General features: G+C 68.1%; 15 protein-coding genes and 1 pseudogene. 9 read left to right on the top strand and 7 right to left on the bottom strand.

Annotation, left to right across the window (positions count from 1 at the left end; genetic code table 11):
• Positions 1-103 precede the first annotated feature (103 nt).
• Entirely contained in the window at positions 104-694 is a 591-nt protein-coding gene (locus tag LT970_RS00970) for a hypothetical protein (protein ID WP_232687101.1), read from the top strand.
• Positions 695-766: 72 nt separating this feature from the next.
• Here LT970_RS00970 and LT970_RS00965 read toward each other — a convergent pair whose 3' ends face one another.
• Positions 767-2671, bottom strand: a complete 1905-nt coding sequence (locus LT970_RS00965; protein WP_232687100.1) for an ATP-binding protein — start codon at positions 2669-2671, stop codon at positions 767-769.
• Between the two features lie 227 nt (positions 2672-2898).
• Here LT970_RS00965 and LT970_RS00960 point away from each other — a divergent pair, with 227 nt between their 5' ends.
• Positions 2899-3315, top strand: coding sequence for a hypothetical protein (locus LT970_RS00960; RefSeq protein WP_232687099.1), 417 nt, complete (start codon positions 2899-2901; stop codon positions 3313-3315).
• Positions 3316-3694: 379 nt separating this feature from the next.
• A complete protein-coding gene (locus LT970_RS00955) occupies positions 3695-4939 on the top strand; it encodes a hypothetical protein (protein WP_232687098.1) in 1245 nt (414 codons plus the stop codon).
• 48 nt (positions 4940-4987) lie between these two features.
• Here the strand turns inward: LT970_RS00955 and LT970_RS00950 are convergent, their stop codons facing one another.
• A complete protein-coding gene (locus tag LT970_RS00950) occupies positions 4988-6025 on the bottom strand; it encodes an AIR synthase family protein (protein WP_232687097.1) in 1038 nt (345 codons plus the stop codon).
• A 111-nt stretch (positions 6026-6136) separates the two neighbouring features.
• On the opposite strand from LT970_RS00950, the gene LT970_RS00945 reads away from it, so the two are divergent.
• The 3 genes from LT970_RS00945 (at position 6137) to LT970_RS00935 (ending at position 8823) form a co-directional block, all read left to right on the top strand.
• Complete coding sequence (locus LT970_RS00945; RefSeq protein ID WP_232687096.1) at positions 6137-7228, top strand: aminopeptidase; 1092 nt, start codon at positions 6137-6139, stop codon at positions 7226-7228.
• A 412-nt stretch (positions 7229-7640) separates the two neighbouring features.
• A complete protein-coding gene (psmA, locus tag LT970_RS00940) occupies positions 7641-8363 on the top strand; it encodes an archaeal proteasome endopeptidase complex subunit alpha (RefSeq protein ID WP_232687095.1) in 723 nt (240 codons plus the stop codon).
• A gap of 103 nt (positions 8364-8466) precedes the next feature.
• Positions 8467-8823 carry a thioredoxin family protein gene (locus tag LT970_RS00935; RefSeq protein WP_232687094.1) on the top strand — a complete coding sequence of 119 codons (357 nt, stop codon included), beginning with the start codon at positions 8467-8469 and terminating at the stop codon, positions 8821-8823.
• A 38-nt stretch (positions 8824-8861) separates the two neighbouring features.
• Here the strand turns inward: LT970_RS00935 and LT970_RS00930 are convergent, their stop codons facing one another.
• Both LT970_RS00930 and LT970_RS00925 read right to left on the bottom strand, forming a co-directional pair.
• Positions 8862-9590 carry a DNA-directed RNA polymerase subunit epsilon gene (locus LT970_RS00930; protein ID WP_232687093.1) on the bottom strand — a complete coding sequence of 243 codons (729 nt, stop codon included), beginning with the start codon at positions 9588-9590 and terminating at the stop codon, positions 8862-8864.
• 381 nt (positions 9591-9971) lie between these two features.
• Positions 9972-10598 carry a DsbA family oxidoreductase gene (locus LT970_RS00925; protein ID WP_232687092.1) on the bottom strand — a complete coding sequence of 209 codons (627 nt, stop codon included), beginning with the start codon at positions 10596-10598 and terminating at the stop codon, positions 9972-9974.
• 355 nt (positions 10599-10953) lie between these two features.
• Between LT970_RS00925 and nucS the strand changes: the two genes are divergently transcribed.
• The gene (nucS, locus tag LT970_RS00920; RefSeq protein ID WP_232687091.1) at positions 10954-11676 is read left to right on the top strand and encodes an endonuclease NucS; all 723 of its coding nucleotides are present in this window, start codon (positions 10954-10956) and stop codon (positions 11674-11676) included.
• A gap of 31 nt (positions 11677-11707) precedes the next feature.
• Here nucS and mutS read toward each other — a convergent pair whose 3' ends face one another.
• The 3 genes and pseudogenes from mutS to trxA form a co-directional block, all read right to left on the bottom strand.
• Positions 11708-14419 carry a DNA mismatch repair protein MutS gene (mutS, locus tag LT970_RS00915; protein WP_232687090.1) on the bottom strand — a complete coding sequence of 904 codons (2712 nt, stop codon included), beginning with the start codon at positions 14417-14419 and terminating at the stop codon, positions 11708-11710.
• A 409-nt stretch (positions 14420-14828) separates the two neighbouring features.
• Positions 14829-16694 (bottom strand): annotated as a pseudogene (locus LT970_RS00910) (SLC13 family permease); the annotation flags it as partial.
• Between the two features lie 214 nt (positions 16695-16908).
• Entirely contained in the window at positions 16909-17178 is a 270-nt protein-coding gene (gene trxA, locus LT970_RS00905) for a thioredoxin (protein ID WP_232687088.1), read from the bottom strand.
• Between the two features lie 153 nt (positions 17179-17331).
• Here trxA and LT970_RS00900 point away from each other — a divergent pair, with 153 nt between their 5' ends.
• Both LT970_RS00900 and pdxT read left to right on the top strand, forming a co-directional pair.
• Positions 17332-17493: a preprotein translocase subunit Sec61beta gene (locus LT970_RS00900; protein WP_232687087.1), complete on the top strand. Its 162-nt coding sequence runs from the start codon at positions 17332-17334 to the stop codon at positions 17491-17493.
• Between the two features lie 109 nt (positions 17494-17602).
• Positions 17603-18202, top strand: a complete 600-nt coding sequence (gene pdxT / locus LT970_RS00895; RefSeq protein WP_232687086.1) for a pyridoxal 5'-phosphate synthase glutaminase subunit PdxT — start codon at positions 17603-17605, stop codon at positions 18200-18202.
• The last annotated feature ends 50 nt before the right edge of the window (positions 18203-18252 follow it).

The following is an 18252-nucleotide window of genomic DNA, read 5'->3' as shown; positions in this document are numbered from 1 at the left end:
AAGCGTTTCCCGGCCAGTGGCGACGCTGTGCCGGACGGCGGCGGAGTGGCGCGCGGTTCGCCGGTGTGTCGACCCCCCGAACGACCCCCGAAGAGGTGACACGATGACACCGGGAACCACTCACGACGACACACAGTCGAGACGGCAGGACAGTGACACACGCTCGAGACGGCAGAACAGCGGCACGGCCACCGACCCAGCGGAGACAGGACAGTTCGCAGCGCTCGCGGTGCTCCCTGCGGCCGCCACGCTGGCCGGCGTCGCGCTCGGCAGCGTCGTCGGGTTCGGCGTCTTCGACACCCGGACGCCCGGCGCCGGGCGCGCCGTCGCGTACGCGCTCCTGGTCCCGTACTTCCTGCTCGGTGTCGCGGGCACCCGCTGGCTCTACGAGGACGCTACGCGGCTCCGCGCGTCCGGCGCGGACTGGCGGCCCAACCCCTGGCACTACGTGGGCGGCGGCGGCGCCGTCCTCGCGCTCTATTACCTCGTTCCGGTGGTGAACGGCGGCGGACCCGCGACGGGCGTGGTCGCGTACCTCGCTGGCGGATTCGTGCTCTCGCTCGCGCTCTCCTCGGTCGTCGCCGGCCCGGTCTACGTGCTCCGGCGGCAGCGCAACCTCGACGCCTTCCGACTGCGGGACACACTCCCCGCCGCACCGGCGTGGTTCACGGTGTCCCCGAACTCACGACAGTAGCGAACTCACGGCAGAAGCAAACTCACAGCAGAAGCGAACTCACGGCGATAGCGTAGCGGGGCGAGAGAAAACTTACGGCAGCAACGACGCCGGCCCGACGGTGGCTGCAACGGCGACAACTGCGACGGCCGCGACCGCCACGGCCAGCACGGCGCCACCGACCAGCAGGTCCGCGGTCGGTCGTTCGCGCTCCTCGCCCCCGTCGCTCCGCGGTTCGTCGGACTCGTCGCGGCCGCCGACGATGACGCGCGACCGGTCGTCACGCGGCCCGAACACGGCGTCTCGAGCTGTGCCCGCCGCACGGCGCGTCCGTCGACCGACCGCGCGCAGTCCGTTCGCCCCACGGCGAGCGGCGCGGCGGAGCACCGACCCCGACCGCTGGGCGCCCTCACGCGTCGCCGCCGTCGCGCGCCGGCCGTCCGACCGAACCGCCGCGACCGCTCGGTAGCCGAGGTAGCGGACGCCACCGGCGACGTAAGCCACGGCGACCAGAAGCGCGCCGACGACGTGCCGGACGACGTAGTAGAGCGCCGCGAACACGCCCCAGACGATCGCCTTCCCGACGAACGTCACCATCTCCCCGAGTTCCAGGGCGACCGACTGTGCGTCCCTCGGTGGCGCCCTCGTCCGCGTCACGCGCGGACTCCGCGAGTCGACCCAGTCGTCCATCGCGTCCAGACGCTCGGCGAGGTCCGCCGGGAACGCCGGCGAGAACGACCGCCGCGAGTCCCGGCTGTTCACGACGCGCCCGCCGCTCGTCGCGCGTCCCCTGTGGACGCCCGGGCCGTCGTGCTCCTGGATGATTCCGCGTCCCGCGTCCGTGGCGCCGCGACCGGCGGCGCCGTTGGATACCGCGTCGTCGTTCCGACCGCTCGACGACGCCGAACTGGCGGTACTCGTGGTCCCGCCTGCATCACTCGAATCCGCCGCGTCGTCGGAGGACGTCTCGCTCGCGTCCGCACTCGACGTGTCCCCGCTCGAAGATGCGTCCGCCGCCTGACCGCTGGCCGATTCCTCGACGTCGTCGAGCACGCCCGCGGACTCCTCCGGTTCCTCGTCGTCACCGCCGCGGTCCGGCGCCGCGTCGACGCCGTCCTCTACCCCTTCGGGGTCTTTCTTGAACTTCGTCGCCGCGAACGCGTCGAGCCAGGACTGCGGGACTGGCTTCAGGTCGGGGTCCCGCGTCTCCCCGAATCCGGGCGTCGCGCCCGCGTCGAACGTGTTCTTCTTCCGGAACTTCACGCGCCGGATGGACTCGTCCCAGTCAGTCACCAAAAACGACTCGCCGGTGTCCAGGGACTCGATCTCCTCGGCGTACTCGGGGCCGAGCACGCGCTTGACGACCTTCGTGTCGTTCGCCCAGGTGAGGCGATGCCACGCCAGCCAGTCGCACTGCGTGATGAAGTCCTTGTCCACCGCCGCGGGGCGCTGGGAGAGGCCACAGAGCCCCAGGCCGCGCTTGCGGCCGCGCTTCGCGATGCGCACCAGCATCTCGCCGACGTCGCCGAGGCCGCCCTGCTCGGGGATGTACTCGTGGCACTCCTCGACGAGCATCAGACACGGCTGGCGGATCGACCCCGCCGTCGCGAAGACGTGTTTCGCGACCTCGTACACCAGTTCGTTCGCTTCCTCTACCTCCAGGAACCCCGACACGTCGAGCACCACGGGAACGCCGTCGGCCAGCACCAGTTCGCTGACTATCTTGGCGTTCTCGGGTTTCACCTCGACGTCGCACTGGTCGCCCGCCCCGAGGTGTAACACCTCGTACCCCTCTTTGAGGCCGTAGTACTCGCCGTCCGTGTCGATGACGAGCAGGCGCGCGTCCAGGGAGAGTAGCTCCTCGGCGAACACGCTCACCGTGTTCGACTTTCCGCTGCCGGACTTCCCGGTGACGAACCCGCGACCTGTGAGCACCTCGGCGGCCGGGAGGCTGACGCCGTCCTCGGTCACCTCGAGCTCGTCGCCGGACTGAACCATCTTGGATGTACTCTCACAGCCCAGGGATATATGCTTCCTCGTTGGCTCCCAGATAGGTCCCCCGTTGCCACCACTCCGGAAGAAGCGCCGTCTGAGCGACTTGCACGGCGGCGACGAGCAGGGAAGTCGTTGAACTGGAGGGCGTCGACGCGTCCGGCGGCGACAGTGAACGGGGCGTCCGCGAGACCCACAGGCTTATCTCCTCGCCGGAAAAGCACTCGGACAGCATGGAACGTGAGTACCTCAGTCGAATCGCCGTGCTCGTCGCGGCCTCGACAGTCCTGCTGACCGCCGCGTTCGTCGGCGTCCGCTCGTTCCTCGCGGGGGCCGCTGTCGGCGTGTCCGGTCGGCTCCCGTACTACGTGTTCGGCGGCGCGGTCGTGTTCGTCGTCTCGATGGTCTACCTCGAGGACCCCACCCGTCGTGGCACCCAGGTCTTCACCTCGACGGCCAGTCTCTCGATCCTCGGGTTCACGCTCATCGCGCTCGGCGGCGAGGGCGTCGTCTACGCGTCCCGCCACCCCAGCGAACTGTTCGGCTCCCAGCTCGTCGTCTACTTCCTCGCCGCGGCGCTGGTCTGTACGGGCTCGGCGTACTGGAGCATCAACCACTGGCGGGAGCTGGCGGCCACCACCCGGAGCTAGCGGTCCGAACGTCGGCTTCCGTACGTATTCAGGGGCGTGCGACGGCACTGTTCAAATACAAGGCAGCGACCGGCTGTGTCGGCCAGTGACACAGCCGGTCGCCTGGTGGATTGCAAGGGCGAGGCTGGCTACGCGAACCCCGGCGTTGACGAGACGCCGTCGGCGTCTCGTTCGCACATCAGAAACGCTTCGCGTTTCTGAGGACGAAGCAAGCACGAGAGCGACCAACGGGAGCGAACGCGCACAGCGAGCCGCGGGAGCGTAGCCAGCCGAGGGCTTGCAGGCGTTGCCACTGACGAAATTAGTTACAACGGCTGATCTGAAGACTGCCCGTGAGACCGACCGCAACCAGTTAGTGAGCGCTCGCACAACGACGAGTATGACTAGCGGTCGCTTCGCGCCCGTCGCTCTCGCCGCGCTCCTCGTACTCGCCGGTTGTGCCGCGCCCGTCGGCAACGCTCCGGTCGCGCCAGGCGGCGGCTCGGCGGCCGTCGACGGCCCCGACGACGGCGCCACGGCTGACGCGAACGACCCGCCGGACGACACCGACTGGCAGAGCGCGGCGCCCGACGGCGTCGTCGTCCAGAACGGACATCTCGACGTGAACGCGAACCGGACGTTCGAGCGAACCCAGACGCTGCTCGGCGCGGAGTTCGCGGGCACCACCGTCACGGTGCGCGATCTCTCGGCGTACAAGTCCGCGGACGTGAGCAGCGTGGCGTTCTTCCGGCTGTTCGGCGTGGCGAACCCGAGCCTCGACCCGGACCAGCCGGCGGGACTCACGACGCTGACCGGGTCGGTGTACGTCTCGCCCGCGGGCGCGACCCCGCAGCGCGTCGAGCAGGTGCTCGCCCACGAGTTCGTGCACGTCGCGCAGGTCCGCACGGAGATGGTGCCGTGGTTCGGCGGCTTCTCGCTGTCCACCGTCCCCCTCGACGAGCGACTCGCGCACGGCGCACTCGTGGAGGGCGGCGCGGTGTACGCGACCGACGCGTACACCCGCGAGCACCTCCCGAACGCCACGCTCCAGTCCGAACGAATCGCCGCGCAGTACGCGAACGGGTCCTCGGGGGACCGCCTCTCGCTCGGCCAGTACCGCTTCGGCGCTCGGTACGTGAACGCCACCGTCGATAACCCGACCGAACTCGCGAGCGTCTACGACGACGCGCCCGACACCACCGAGGCGGTGCTCCACCCCGACGTTCGCGAGAAACCCGTGGCCCTGGACGTCGACGCGGAGACCGAGAACCACCGACGGGTTCGCTCGCTCACGGGGCGGGCCGGCGAACTCGTCACGCGGATTGTGCTCCGGGACCTGGTCGCGAGAGAGCGCGCCGTCGCCGCGAGCGAGGGGTGGGGGAACGACCGCGTGGTGCTGTTCGAACCCACCGACGCGGGCGCCACGTCCTGGGTCGAGCAGTCCGCCGCGTGGGTGACTCGCTGGGACTCGGCGACGGACGCCGACGAGTTCGCGGCCGTCGCGAGGAACGCCTCGTGGACGGACAACCCGGGGTACGCGTACCGCACGGTGCGCGTGGACGACCGCACCGTCGTCGTGCTCGCTGGCGGCGAGCGGTTCGTGGCGAACGCGACGGTTTCGGGGAACGTCACCGTCACGGCGTGACGCGACGGCCCGTACAGCGACGGTCCACGCCCTCCGAAAAGCGACGGCCTACGTCTTTCTGAATCGCTCCAGTCCGGTCTCGTAGGCGCCCCAGAGCGGGTCCGAGTCGGGTTCCGGAAGGGGGTCTCCATCGACTGTGACCGCAGCCAGCGCGCTGCCGGCGTCCCGGCGCTCCTCGACCGCTCCCACGTCGGCGGCACGGACGCCCTCCCCAGCGAGCGCGTCGAGGACGCCGGCGACGGCGTCCGGGTCGACGGCCATCACGACTGTTCCCTCGCTGGAAGCCGTCCACGGGTCGATGCCGAAGTAGTCACAGACCTCGCGGACGCCGTCGCCGACGGGCACCGCGTCGCGTTCGACCGCGAGGCGGACGCCGCTCGCCGCCGCGAGTTCGTGGAAGCCGTTGGCGAGGCCGCGCTCGGTCGCGTCGTGCATCGCGGTGACGCCGCCCGCGGCCGCTGCGGTGAGCGCGTCCCGGACCGGGCTCGCCTCCTCGAAGCGCTCGCGGGCGGCGTCGACGGTCGACCCGGCAAGCGGCAGGTCGTCGCCGAACAACACGGCGAGCATCCCCGCCGACTCGACTGCCGGTCCCTTCGTGACGACCACGCGGTCGCCGGGGCGCGCGCCAGTCGGGTAGACGACGTCCTCGGGGTCGCCGACCGCGAGCGCCGTCGCGCCGCCAACAGTCGGGAACGCACATCCCTCGTAGGTGCCCGTGTGGCCGGTGACGATGCTCGTCCCGAGGTTCCGGGCTTCACGGTCGAACACCGACCAGATGGCGTCGAACGTCTCGTCCGTGGTGTCGGGCGGGAGGTTCAGGTCGACCGCGAGGTGCGTCGGCGGCAGGCCGGAGAGTGCAACGTCGCTGACGCAGATGTGGAACGCGTACCACGCCGCGCGCTCGATTCCCAGGTCGCGGAGCACGAACACGGGGTCGCTGGCGAGCGCGACGACGCGCCCGCCGACGTCTATCGCGCCGAAATCCGCGCCGTAGGTCGGCCCGAGGCGGACGTCCTCGCGGTCCGCCCCCGTTCGCTGGAAGACGTGCTCCTCGAAGAACGAACGGTCGGCCTTGCCGGGGTCCATGGCGGTGCTTGGTGGCGGTCCCACAAGTAGCCCAGCCATCCACAACCATAACCAGAGTTACAGAACGGCCGTTCTGGAAACGGTTTAGGGCGCTGTCCGCCACGACGACGTATGGATCCGCGAGTCCGCCAGCACGCCGAGGTCATCGTCGAGCACTCCACCGAAATCGAAGAGGGCGACCACGTCGTCATCAACGCGCCTTCGGAGGCCGAGGAGCTCGTCACCGCCCTGTACCGACTCTGTGGAGAGCGCGACGCGAAGCCGGTGTGGGTGGGGACCAACCCCCGCGCGTCTCGCGAGCTCCTCCAGCACTCGGACCCCGAGAAGTTCAGCGTTCCCGAGCACGTGAAAGGCCTGTACGAGGGGATGGACGTCTACATCGGAGTCCGGAGCGCGACGAACGTCAACGAGATGGGTGACCTGTCGCCCGACATCATGGCCGAGTACGGGAAGGCCCAGAAGGAGGTTCAGGAGATCCGCCTGGGGAAGCGCTGGTGTGGCACCCAGTACCCCTCGCAGGGGTACGCCCAGAAGGCGGAGATGTCCACGGCGGCATACGAGGAGTTCGTCTACGACGCCGTGAACAAGGACTGGGCGGCCCAGCGCGAGTTCCAGGCCCAGATGGTCGAGATTCTCGACCCCGCAGAGGAGGTCCGCATCGTCTCCGGGGACACCACCGACATCACGATGAGCGTCGCCGGAATGAACACGGTCAACGACGACGGGAAGACGAACCTCCCCGGCGGCGAGGTGTTCACCGCGCCCGTTCCGGACAGCGTCGAGGGCGAAGTACTGTTCGACAAGCCGGTGATGACGCGGGGACGCGAGGTCCAGAACGCGTCCCTCGAGTTCGAGGACGGCGTGGTCGTCGATTACGACGCCGACCAGCACGCCGACGTGCTCGCCGCCGTCCTCGACACCGACGAGGGCGCGCGCAGACTCGGCGAACTCGGCATCGGGATGAACCGCGACATCGACGAGTTCACGTACAACATGCTGTTCGACGAGAAGATGGGCGACACCATCCACCTGGCAATCGGGAAGGCCATCGACGAGACGGTGCCCGAGGGCCAACCGAAGAACGAGTCCGCCACCCACCTCGACATGATCGTCGACATGGCGGAGGACTCGTACATCGAGGTCGACGGCGAGGTCGTCCAGCGCGACGGTACCTTCCGATTCGAGGACGGGTTCGAGGAGTAGCGTGGTTCGGAGCGAGTGAAACGAGCGAGAACCACGAAATCCGAACGGCGAACGCAGTGAGCCGTGAGGACGGGTCCGAGGAGTAGCCGTCGCGGTTTTTTAGCGTCCTGTTGAACGCAATGAAACAGGGCTCGGGAGACCATCGGCCTCCCGGCGTAGATTTTTGCGAGGCGAACGGAGTGAGCGGCGGAAAAAGGTACGCGAAGGTCGTGCAGCGTAACGGGACGTTCGTGTTCGAAGACGGGTTTGAACAGTAGATTTAGCGTAGCGGTGCGGTCTTTTTAGCGTAGATTTTTGCGGGCCGAGTGCAGCGAGGCCCGGAAAAAGGTACGCTGGAAAGGTACGTTGGCGTGCCGTCATGCCGAAACTCAAAGCCCTTTACGTCGGGGCGTGCTATGGAGCGCTAAGACACATGCAGGGCCAGAACCAGCAGCAGGCCTACGACCGTGGGATCACCATTTTCTCCCCGGACGGACGCCTCTATCAGGTCGAGTACGCGCGGGAAGCCGTCAAGCGCGGCACTGCGAGCATCGGCGTGCGCACCGAGGGCGGTGTGGTGCTCGTCGTGGACAAGCAGACGCGCTCGCCGCTCCTCGAGGGCTCCAGCGTCGAGAAACTCCACAAGGTCGACAACCACGTCGGCGTGGCGAGCGCGGGGCACGTCGCTGACGCCCGGCAACTCATCGACTTCGCGCGCCAGCAGGCGCAGGTGAACCGGGTGCGCTACGACGAACCCATCGGCGTGCGCACGCTCACGAAGGAGGTTACCGACCACATCCAGCAGTACACGCAGGTCGGTGGCGCGCGCCCGTTCGGCGTCGCGCTCCTCATCGGCGGCGTCGAGGACGGCGAACCCCGACTCTTCGAGACCGACCCTTCGGGCACCTCGAACGAGTGGAAGGCCGTCGCCATCGGCGCGGACCGCGCGGACATCCAGGACCACCTCGAGGAACAGTACGAGGAGTCCCTCTCGCTCGACGAGGGCGTCGAACTCGCACTCCGCGCGCTCGGCAAGGGCCGGGACGACCCGCTCGAGGCCGAAGCCGTCGGCGTCGCCACCGTGGACGCCGAGACGGGCGTCTACCGCAACCTCACTGCCGACGACGTACAGGCCTACCTCGACGAACTCGAGTAACCCGCAAACACGCTCGCGGTGGTCGCTGCACGCAGCGATTCACTTCCCAGCAGCCGCTGCCGGCCCGCCAGCACTTATCCGCTATCGGCACCTATGGAGCGACGTGACTGAACAGACGCAGAAACCGCTCCGCGTCGCCGACGGCGGCGAGTTGGAGGACGTACTCGCCACCCACGACCGCGTGCTCGTAGAGTTCTACACCAGAGGGTGTACAATGTGCCAGGCCATCGAGCCAGTGCTCGGGAACGTGGCACGCGAGACCGGCGTCCCCGTCGCGATGGTCAACCCAGGCGACGACGTATCGCTCGTCGAGGAGTGGAACGTTCGGAGTGTACCCACGCTCGTCCTCGTGGAGAATAGTGAGGAGGTCGCGCGACTCGCCGAGGGGTTCCAGGGCGGCGCGGCCATCGAGGCATTCCTGGACGAACACGCCGGGACAGAGCGCAGCGCGTCAGCGTAGCGCAGCACGCCAGGGCGTAGCAGAGAACGTGTTCGGCGTCAGTCGCTAGCTTCCGCCGGTACGTCGCGGTCCTCGAAACTCGGGAGGTTCGGGTCGCGGTGAGGATTCCGGCCGAGCGCCCGCCCGATGTCGTCGTCTAGTTGTTCTCGCTCCCGTAACTGTTCTTTGAGCACGCGCCGGAGTCGGTTCAGGTTCGTCACGTCGAGACCGTGGCGCTCCGCGAGGCGCTGGAACGTCTCCTCGTCGGTGACGTCGTGGGCCTTGTACTCCTCGAACAGCGACTCCATGCGGTCCTGGGAGAGCGCCGACGCGTCGACGTCGTCGAGACCGAAGTACTGCCGACGGTCGACGTCGACGACGTGCCGGAGCACCACGAGCGCGACCTTCGGGATGGCGCGCTGGCTCCCGAACTCCGTGAGGTCGATGTCGCCCATGATACCCAGCGCGAGGTCGCGCTGCCACGGCGTCACGTCGAGTGCGTTACATAGCGCCTGCGTGGTGCGCAGGCGGTCGAGGTAGTGCGCGCGTTTGCTGTGTCCTTCCGTCGCGGTGTGGCGTTCGTCGTGGAGGCGGCGCACGCTCTCCGAGAGGTCGGCCTCGGGCGACTCCGCGCGCCCGATTACCGTCGCACTCGGCGAGACGACGCCCCACTGCCGCACCGCGTTGTCCCGGCGAGCCTCCGCCCGCGAGAGCGCTCCCGCCCCGGGCCGGTCTTCGAGCCAGCGGTCGTCCGCGTCCGCGTCGTCCCGGTGCCTGGCCTCCGGCATCATTGTCTGTGGCCCAGTGGACGCATCGGTTTAAACTCTCGCCCGTACACCGACGGGACGCGTCGCTACGGGGCGTAGCGTCGCGAAGAAGTCCTTCGTATCTACTCCTTGTCGCCAGAGACACTTAAAGAACGATCGACCCACTCTGCGCTTCGGGCGCCCACCGAGAAACCGACCGTCGCTGGACACCCATTCGTCGCTGGGACCCACTCATCACTGATTTGGACGCATCCCTCGCTGATTTAGACTCACCCATCGCTAATCGGTCGAACACTCCCGCAGAAGCCCTTCGTATCTACTCCTTGTCGCCAGAAGCACTTAAAGGACGGTCGGCGACTGGCCGCGTTCACTGCCGTCCGTCGTGCGCCGACCTGCTCGGCGCTACTCGCCCTCGACCAGCCGGCGAAGCTGTGCAGGCGGGACCGCGCCGCGCGCCGCGTATCCGTCGTACGCGAACGTCGGAACCCCCGTGATGCCCATCTCGTGAGCCTCGTCGAACTGGTCGCGCACGCGCTCGCGCCACTCGTCGTCGCCGACCGCGTCCCGGACGTCCTCCGGGTCGACGCCGACGTCGTCTGCGATGTCCGCGAGCACGTCCACGTCGCCGATGTCGCGCTCGTCCTCCCAGAGCGCCTCGAAGACCGCCGCGTCGAAGTCGAGCCACGCGTCCGGGTGCTCGCGTTTCACGTACAGCGACGCCACCTGCGCGGCGAAGGAGTCCACGTCGCGGGAGATGTCCACGGTCATCTCGTCGGCGCCGTAGTTCTCCTTCAGGCGCTCGACGTTCTCTCTGGCCTGCTCGTAGTACTCTTCGTCTTTCCCGTTGTCCACGCTGTGGTCGATCTCCCCGTCGGGTCCGCGCTGCTGGGCGCGCAGGTCGAAGGGGCGCCAGTCGATGTCGAGTTCGTCCTCGCGCTCGTCCTGGTACTCTCGGAGGGACACACGGCCCAGGTAACAGAACGGGCAGACGTAGTCCGAATAGACGGTGATCTCGTCGGTGTCGCTCATCGGGCTGGTGTAGCCGCGGCAGGCCGAAAAAACCGGGGCTGGCGGGGAATCCCTCCGGTTGCAGGTCGCGATTTAGGGGCGACTCGAGCGCCGACGCAACCGCTGGGCAATCGAACACGCTCGCAGAAGTCCTTCGTATCTACTCCTTGTCGCCAGAAGCACTTAAAGAACGAACGTGGTGTAACGCTTTGCAGAGCTCTCGCTCGGCGGTCGAGTTCCCGCAGAGGTTCTTCGTATATACTCCTTGTCGCCAGAGATACTTAAACGAGCACGGGCGTGGTGGCCAAGCGTCTCGACTTACCGGCAGCCAGCGTGCGCCGAGCGATTCTTGTCGACCCGACGACTACGCCACGGCGTGACGCGCACCCTCACCGCACCCGACGCCGACCGGGCGGCCGCGTTCGTCTCGGACGCGCGCAGCGACGGCCTCGCCGTCTCGCTCGTCGGCATCTGCGGAACGTCGTTCGAGGGTCGCACGGAGCGCGCGCTCGAAGCAGGCACCAGACAGGTGCTCTGCAAGCCTGACGATACAGTGCTCGTGCACGGTGCGACCGGCCGAGATCCCGGCGCGTGGTCCACCAGCGGGAGCGTCAACGTGACGGCCGCCGAGGACGGCGATGCGCTCGAACTCCGGTGTGGTGACGACGACGGCCGAGGCGGCGACGCGGCGGCGGTGCTCGAGATCAGTTTCGACGACGTCCACCACGCGACGGCGTTCGACCCCGCGGAGACGACCGGCGACGGCGCGGGCGCGGAGGCCGACCTGAAAGAACGCGTGCTCGCGGACCCCGACCTCGTGGAGTCCGGGTTCCGCGCGCTCGCCACGGAGCGCGAGACGCCGGCCGGCCCGGTGGACGTCTACGGCCGCGGCGCTGATGGCGCGGTGGTCGTTGTGGAACTGAAGGCCAGGCGCGCCGGCCCATCGGCGGCCTCGCAACTAGAGCGCTACGTGAACGCACTGCGCCAAGACCTGCACGCCGACTCGGAGGTCCGGGGCGTACTCGTCGCACCCGAACTCACGGAGAAGACACACCGCCTGCTCGCCCAGAACGGGCTCTCGTTCTCGGCGGTCGAGTGACGCTACCCGGATTGTCCGGCTGCGGTCCCGCTCAGTCGATTTTTCGCTGGAGGTCGTGGAGCACGTTCAGCGCCTCGACGGGCGTGAGCTCCGCGACGTTCACGTCCTCGAGTTCGGCGGCGAGATCCGAGGACGCCGCGGGCGTCTCGTCCGTGTTCGGCGGTTCGTCCGTGTCCGCGTCCGACGACTGGACGTCCGTCGAAGCGCCGTCCTCACCGACGTCGGCACCATCGGCAGCACCCGCCGACTCGTCCAGCAACTCCCGCGCGCGCTCGACCACGTCGTCGGGGACGCCAGCGGTCTTCGCCACCTCCACGCCATAGGAGGCGGTGGCGGGGCCGCGCGCGACCTCGTGTTCGAATGCAACTCCATCCGGGCCTCGCGTCGCCGCGAAGTGGAGGTTCACGGCGTCGTCGAGGCGTTCGGCGTCCGCAGTGAGTTCGTGGTGGTGGGTCGCGAACAGCGTGGTCGCGCCGAGTTCGTCGTGGACGTGCTCGGTGACGGCGCGCGCGATGGCAAGACCGTCCGTCGTGGACGTGCCCCGACCGACCTCGTCCAGGAGGACGAGGGAGTCCTCGGTGGCCGCCCGGAGGATCGAGGCGAGTTCCGTCATCTCCACCATGAACGTCGAGCGCCCGCCCGCGATGTCGTCGCTCGCGCCGACGCGGGTGAAGATGCGGTCGACGATGCGGAGGGTCGCTCGCTCGGCGGGCACGAAACCCCCGGCCTGGGCCATCAGCACGGCGAGCGCGACCTGGCGCATGTACGTCGACTTCCCGCTCATGTTCGGACCCGTCACCACGGCGACGCGCTCGTCGGGCGTGAGGCGGGTATCGTTCGGCACGAACCCGGGTTCCGTGCGCTCCACGACGGGGTGGCGACCGCGGTCGATGTCGAGGCTGTCGCCACCCATCTCCGGGCGCGCGTAGTCGTGGGTCGCGGCGGCGGTGGCGAACGACGCGAGTGCGTCGAGTTCCGCGAGCGTCGCCGCGACTGCCTGCACGCGCTCGCTCTCGCTCGCAACGCGGTTCCGGACCTCACAGAACAGGTCGTACTCGAGGTCCTGGGCGCGCTGCTCCGCGCGCACGATGTCGTCCTCGCGGTCTTTCAATTCGGGCGTGACGAACCGCTCTGCGTTCTTCAGCGTCTGGCGGCGCTGGTACTCCTCGGGCACCGAATCGAGGTTCGGGTTCGTCACCTCGATGTAGTAGCCGTGGACCGCGTTGTGGCCGACCTTCAGGGAGTCGATGCCGGTGCGCTCGCGCTCCTCGGTCGCCAGGTCGTCGATCCACTCCTTGCCCGACTGCTCGGTCTCCCGGAGGTCGTCGAGCGTCTCGTCGTACCCCTCGCGGATGAGGCCGCCCTCGGTGAGTTCCTGTGGCGGGTCGGCGACGATAGCGCGGTCGAGCAGGTCACGAATCTCGGGGAGGTCGTCGAGGCCCGCGCGCAGGTCCCGGAGTTTCCCGCAACCCACGTCGGCGAGCAGACCCCGTACCTCCGGAACCACGTCGAGTGTGTCCTTCAGCGCGCGGAGGTCCCGGGCGTTCGCGCGACCCCGGGACACCCGCGAGACGAGGCGCTCGAGGTCGTAGACGTCCCGCAGGTGCTCGTGGAGTTCCTCGCGCACCATCGGGTCCGCGACGAGTTCGCCGACCGCGTCGTGGCGCGCCTCGATCTCCTCGCGGTCGGTGAGCGGGCGGCGGAGCCAGTCGGTGAGTTTCCGGCGGCCGAGCGCGCACGCCGTCTCGTCGAGCACGTCCACGAGCGCGGTGCCCTCCACGCCGTGGACGCTGCGCTGGTCGAACACCTCGAGGCTCCGCAGCGCCACGGCGTCCATCTGGAGGTAGTCCCGGGGGTCGTAGCGCGTCAGGTGGTTCAGGTACGCGAGTTTGTCCTGCGGTTCGTCCTCGTTGGTCGTCGACACGTCGGCGTGGGTCGAGTCCCCCCGCGAGGCGACGCTCCCCCGCGTGTACGCCGCGTAGTCGAGGAGCGCGCCACACGCCCGGATCTCGGCGTCGCCGGCGAGCGCGTCGACGCTCCCGAACTGCGTGCGGATGCGCTCGGCCGCCGCCCCGCGGTCGAACGCGTCGTCGTCGTACTCGGCGACGAACACCTCGCGCTCGAAGCGCTCGCCCGCCACCCCCGGGCCGGTGACCAGTTCCGCCGGCGCGAACCGCCCGAGTTCGTCGCGGACGCGCGCCGCGTCTGAGAGAGTGGTCGCGTAGAAGTCGCCCGTCGAGACGTCGAGCAGCGCGAGACCGAAGCCACCCGGACGTTCCACGTCGCTACCCGCCACGGTCGGGTCACTCGCTGCCAGCGCCGCCACGAAGTTGTTGTCGTCGCCCGCGAGCAGTTCGTCCTCCGTCAGCGTCCCCGGCGTCACGACCCGGGTGACCGCCCGGTCCACGACGCCCGACACCTCGTCGGGGTCCTGTACCTGGTCCGCGACTGCCACCCGGTAGCCCGCGTCGAGCAGGTCGTCGATGTAGGATTCGGCGTTGTCGATGGGGACGCCCGCCATCGGGTAGCTCCCCGTCGAGTCCTCGCGCGCGGTGAGCGTGATCTCGCAGATGCGGGCCGCGGTCTCCGCGGCCTCGCAGAACAACTCGTAGAAATCCCCGACCTGGAAGAGCACGAGCGCGTCCTCGTAGCGCCGCGTGAGCGCGAAGTACTGGCTCATCATCGGCGTGAGGTCGTCCTCGTTCTCGGCCATCGCGTCGGGTGGCCCGAGCGCGCCGTCCATGGACGACGGGAAGGGGTTCGGGGCTGTTATTCGCATCGGTTGGGCGGTCGTTCGAGAGATGATGGCTTGGAGATGGCTCTGTTGTGAGGCACTGGAACGTTCCGGCAGATAATAACTACTCTCGCGGGGTAACCACCCAGAAAGCCCCGGCGCACCGCCCCTTTCAGTCCCACCTACTACCGGTTGGTCAGCCGGCAGGGTGGGACTGAAAGGGGCGAGGCTGTAGACGAAGGCGGACGACGCAAGCAACGAAACGAAGTGAGGAGCGCAGCGAGTCCCCCGAGTCTACAGCCTCGGGGCTTTCCGGGTGTTTTCGGTCGTGTCGACGTTCACTGCGGCCGGGGCTTTCTGCGTGTCCACAGGTTCAGTATCGGTTACGAAAGCGTCTCCAGAAAAACAACCACACCGCTCACACGCCCCAGAAGACGACGATGCCAGCGACTGTCACGAACGAGAGCAACAACTGCAGCGGAACCCCGACCCTGGCGTAGTCGCCGAACGTGTAGCCGCCGGGGCCGTAGACGAAGAGGTTCGTCTGGTAGCCGACGGGCGTCATGAACGCCGTCGACGCGGCGAACGTCACTGCGAGCACGAACGCGAACGGGTTCGCGCCGATGTCGACGGCGGCCTCAACCGCGACGGGAATCATGAGCACGACGCTCGCGTTGTTGCTGATGACGCCCGTGATGAGGCCGGTGAAGAGGTAGAACACCCAGAGCACGCCGACCGCTGGGAGCACGGTGCCCGAGAGCGCGACCAGCGACCCGAGCAGGCCGGCGGCGTTCGTCTGCTCGAGTGCGATGCCTAGCGGGATGACGCCCGCGAGCAGGAAGATGACACTCCAATCCACTGACTCGTACAGTTCCCCGGGCCGCAGGACACCGGTGCCGACCATGGCGACGACGCCGCCGAGTGCTGTCGTCACGATGTTGAGTGGGGTGACCGTCGCTGCGAGCACGACGCCGATGATGGTGGCGACGGCGTGCGGGATCTTCTCCGTGCGGTAGTTGGGTTCCTCGGGTTCGTGGGCGACGATGAAGTCCGGGTTCACGGAGAGGCGGTCGATGCTGTCCTCGGGCGCCTGCACGAGGAGGGTGTCGCCGACGTGCATCTCGAGGTCGTCCAGGCGCTCGCGTAGCGTCTCCCCGCGCGTCCGGAACGCGAGGACGTTCGCGTTGTAGCGCTCCCGGAACGACGTCGTCGTGAGCGTTTCCCCGGCGAGCGACGACCCGGACTGGATGACGACCTCGACGAGCGCCTGTTCGTCCTGGGTCGTGGGTTCGAGTTCCTCCTCGGTCTCCGGCGTGCCGGACAACGAGAGGTCGTCGACGGCCGCGATCTGTCCGAGCGTGTCGCGGTCGGTGCGGACGGTGAGCACGTCGCCCGCCCGGATGACCTTCTGGCCGATCGGTTCGATGAACCGCTCCTCACCGCGCACGATCTGGAGAATGTCGGCGTCGAAGCGGCGTTCGTCGATGGCTTGCTCGACGGTCTTCCCAACGATGGGGGAGGTCCCGCGGACCACCACCTCGCTGAGGTAGTCCTGCATCTCGTACTCCTCGAGGACGTCGTCGTCCGGGGGGACGCGCTCTGGCAGCAGGCGGTGCCCAATCGTGAGCAGGTAGATGGACCCGACGACGAGCACGATGGCGCCGAGGCCGGTGAACTCGAACATCGAGAATCGGTGGAGGGCGGCGATGTTCTGGGTCTCTCCGAGGCGTCCGGCGACCTCGCTCGCGAGGAGGTTCGTGGAGGTGCCGATGAGTGTGAGCATCCCGCCGAGCATGGAGGCAAAGGAGAGCGGAATCAAGAGTTTCGACGGGCTGGTCTTGCCCTTGTGCGCGAGGTCCGAGACGACGGGAACGAGGATGGCGACGACGGGCGTGTTGTTGATGAATCCGGAGACGGGACCGCTCACGCCGATGGTGGCGGCGAGTTGTTTGGTCTGGCTGTCGCCCGCGAACGACGCCATCCGCCGCCCGATAATCTGGACGAGGCCGGTGCGGCTCACGCCCGTGCTGAGGATGAGCATCGCGAGCACAGCGATTGTCGCCTGGTTCGAGAACCCGGAGATTCCCTCAGTGGTCGAGACGTGGGTCCACGGTTCGAGGACCACCAGCACGACCATCACCAGGATCGCGGTGACGTCGATGGGCAGCCACTCCGTCACGAACAGGACGAGTGTGCCGAGGACGATGGCGAAGACGACGAGCATGTCCGTCGTCACCGCCGGTAGTTCGGCCGCAGCGAGCACGGAGAGAGAGAACACGACTGGTACAACGTACCCACCCCACTACAAGGTAACGGAAACCAATTCGTAACTTACCGCATCGTTATCCCTGTGGGAGAGAGGGCGACACCGGAACACCGCTGTCAGCTGCTAACCGCAAAAACAGCTGTCGCTCGCCGCGAACACCCGAAAAATGGAGTGGCTGTCGACGGCCCAGCAGCGGCAGTCCACCGTCGCTGGGCCCGGCGTCCTTCCCGCGTTACGCGCCCGCTTCCTCGAGGGCGTCCTCGAGTTGCTCGCGCTGGGTCACGCCGACGAAGCGCTCGACGACGCCGTCGTCGTTCTCCACGACGATGGTGGGAATCGATCGAACCTGGTACTCGTTCGCGACGTCCTCAGCCTCGTCGACGTCGATCTTCTCGAAGGCCACGCTCTCGTCCCAGTCCTCCTCCATCTCCTCGAGGATCGGGTCCTGGGTCTTGCACGGGCCACACCAGTCGGCGTAGAAGTCCTTCAGGGTGACAGTCATCGGTCTATCTTGACTTGCCGCGCCCCGCGCATAAGGGTTACTCACGAGACGGGGCTTGCCGCTGTTGAGGGGAAAGAGACGCGAGGGACTCGGTCCCGTCGGAACGCGCGCACACTCGAAACGTTTAGGCATCCGGAGAGAGGAAGACCGAGTATGAGCAGTGGACAGAACAGCGGCGGCCTGATGTCGAGCGCCGGGCTCGTTCGCTACTTCGACTCCGAGGACCCGAACTCCATCCAGATCGACCCGCGGAGCGTCGTCGCGACGGGCGCGATGTTCGGCGTCGTCGTTCTCCTCCTCCAGTTCTTCGCATAGACGATCTGGACGTTCGCCTGACGACCCTGGGCGCCGAACTGCCGGGTGGTTCTGTGCCGAGTGACGCCGCGCCGAGAGGCTTTTTCCCCACCACTCCCTACGACCAGTCATGACTGTCACCGCGGGCGTCGTGGCCGTGCAGGGCGACGTCGCCGAGCACGCCGACGCCATCCAGCGCGCCGCCGCCAGCCACGGCGAGGACGCCGATGTCCTCGAGGTTCGGAAGTCGGGCGTCGTCCCGGACTGCGACATTCTCCTGCTGCCGGGCGGCGAGTCCACGGCCATCTCGCGCTTGCTCGCCCGGGAGGGAATCGACGAGGAGATTCGCGCGCACGTCGACGCCGGTAAACCCGTATTGGCGACGTGTGCGGGCCTCATCGTCGCGTCGACGGACGCGAACGACGAGCGCGTCGAGACCCTGGACCTCGTGGACGTGACCGTCGACCGGAACGCGTTCGGGCGGCAGGTCGACTCCTTCGAGGCGCCCCTGGACGTGGACGGCCTCGACGAGCCGTTCCCATCGGTGTTCATCCGCGCGCCGACCATCGCGGACGTCGGCCCGGACGCCGAAGTGCTCGCGTCCTGGGACGGCCGGCCGGTCGCGGTGCGCGACGGCCCCGTCGTCGGCACCTCCTTCCACCCCGAGTTGACGAGCGACTCCCGCATCCACGACCTCGCGTTCTTCCGGACGGAGCGAGCGCCGGTCTGACTGCCAGGCACCGTCCCGGATTCTTGCCCGGACAAGCAGGCAACCTTTTG

It is taken from the genome of Halobacterium zhouii, assembly GCF_021249405.1.
Classification (GTDB): Archaea; Halobacteriota; Halobacteria; order Halobacteriales; family Halobacteriaceae; genus Halobacterium; species Halobacterium zhouii.
This window is presented reverse-complemented; position numbering and strand designations above follow the sequence as displayed.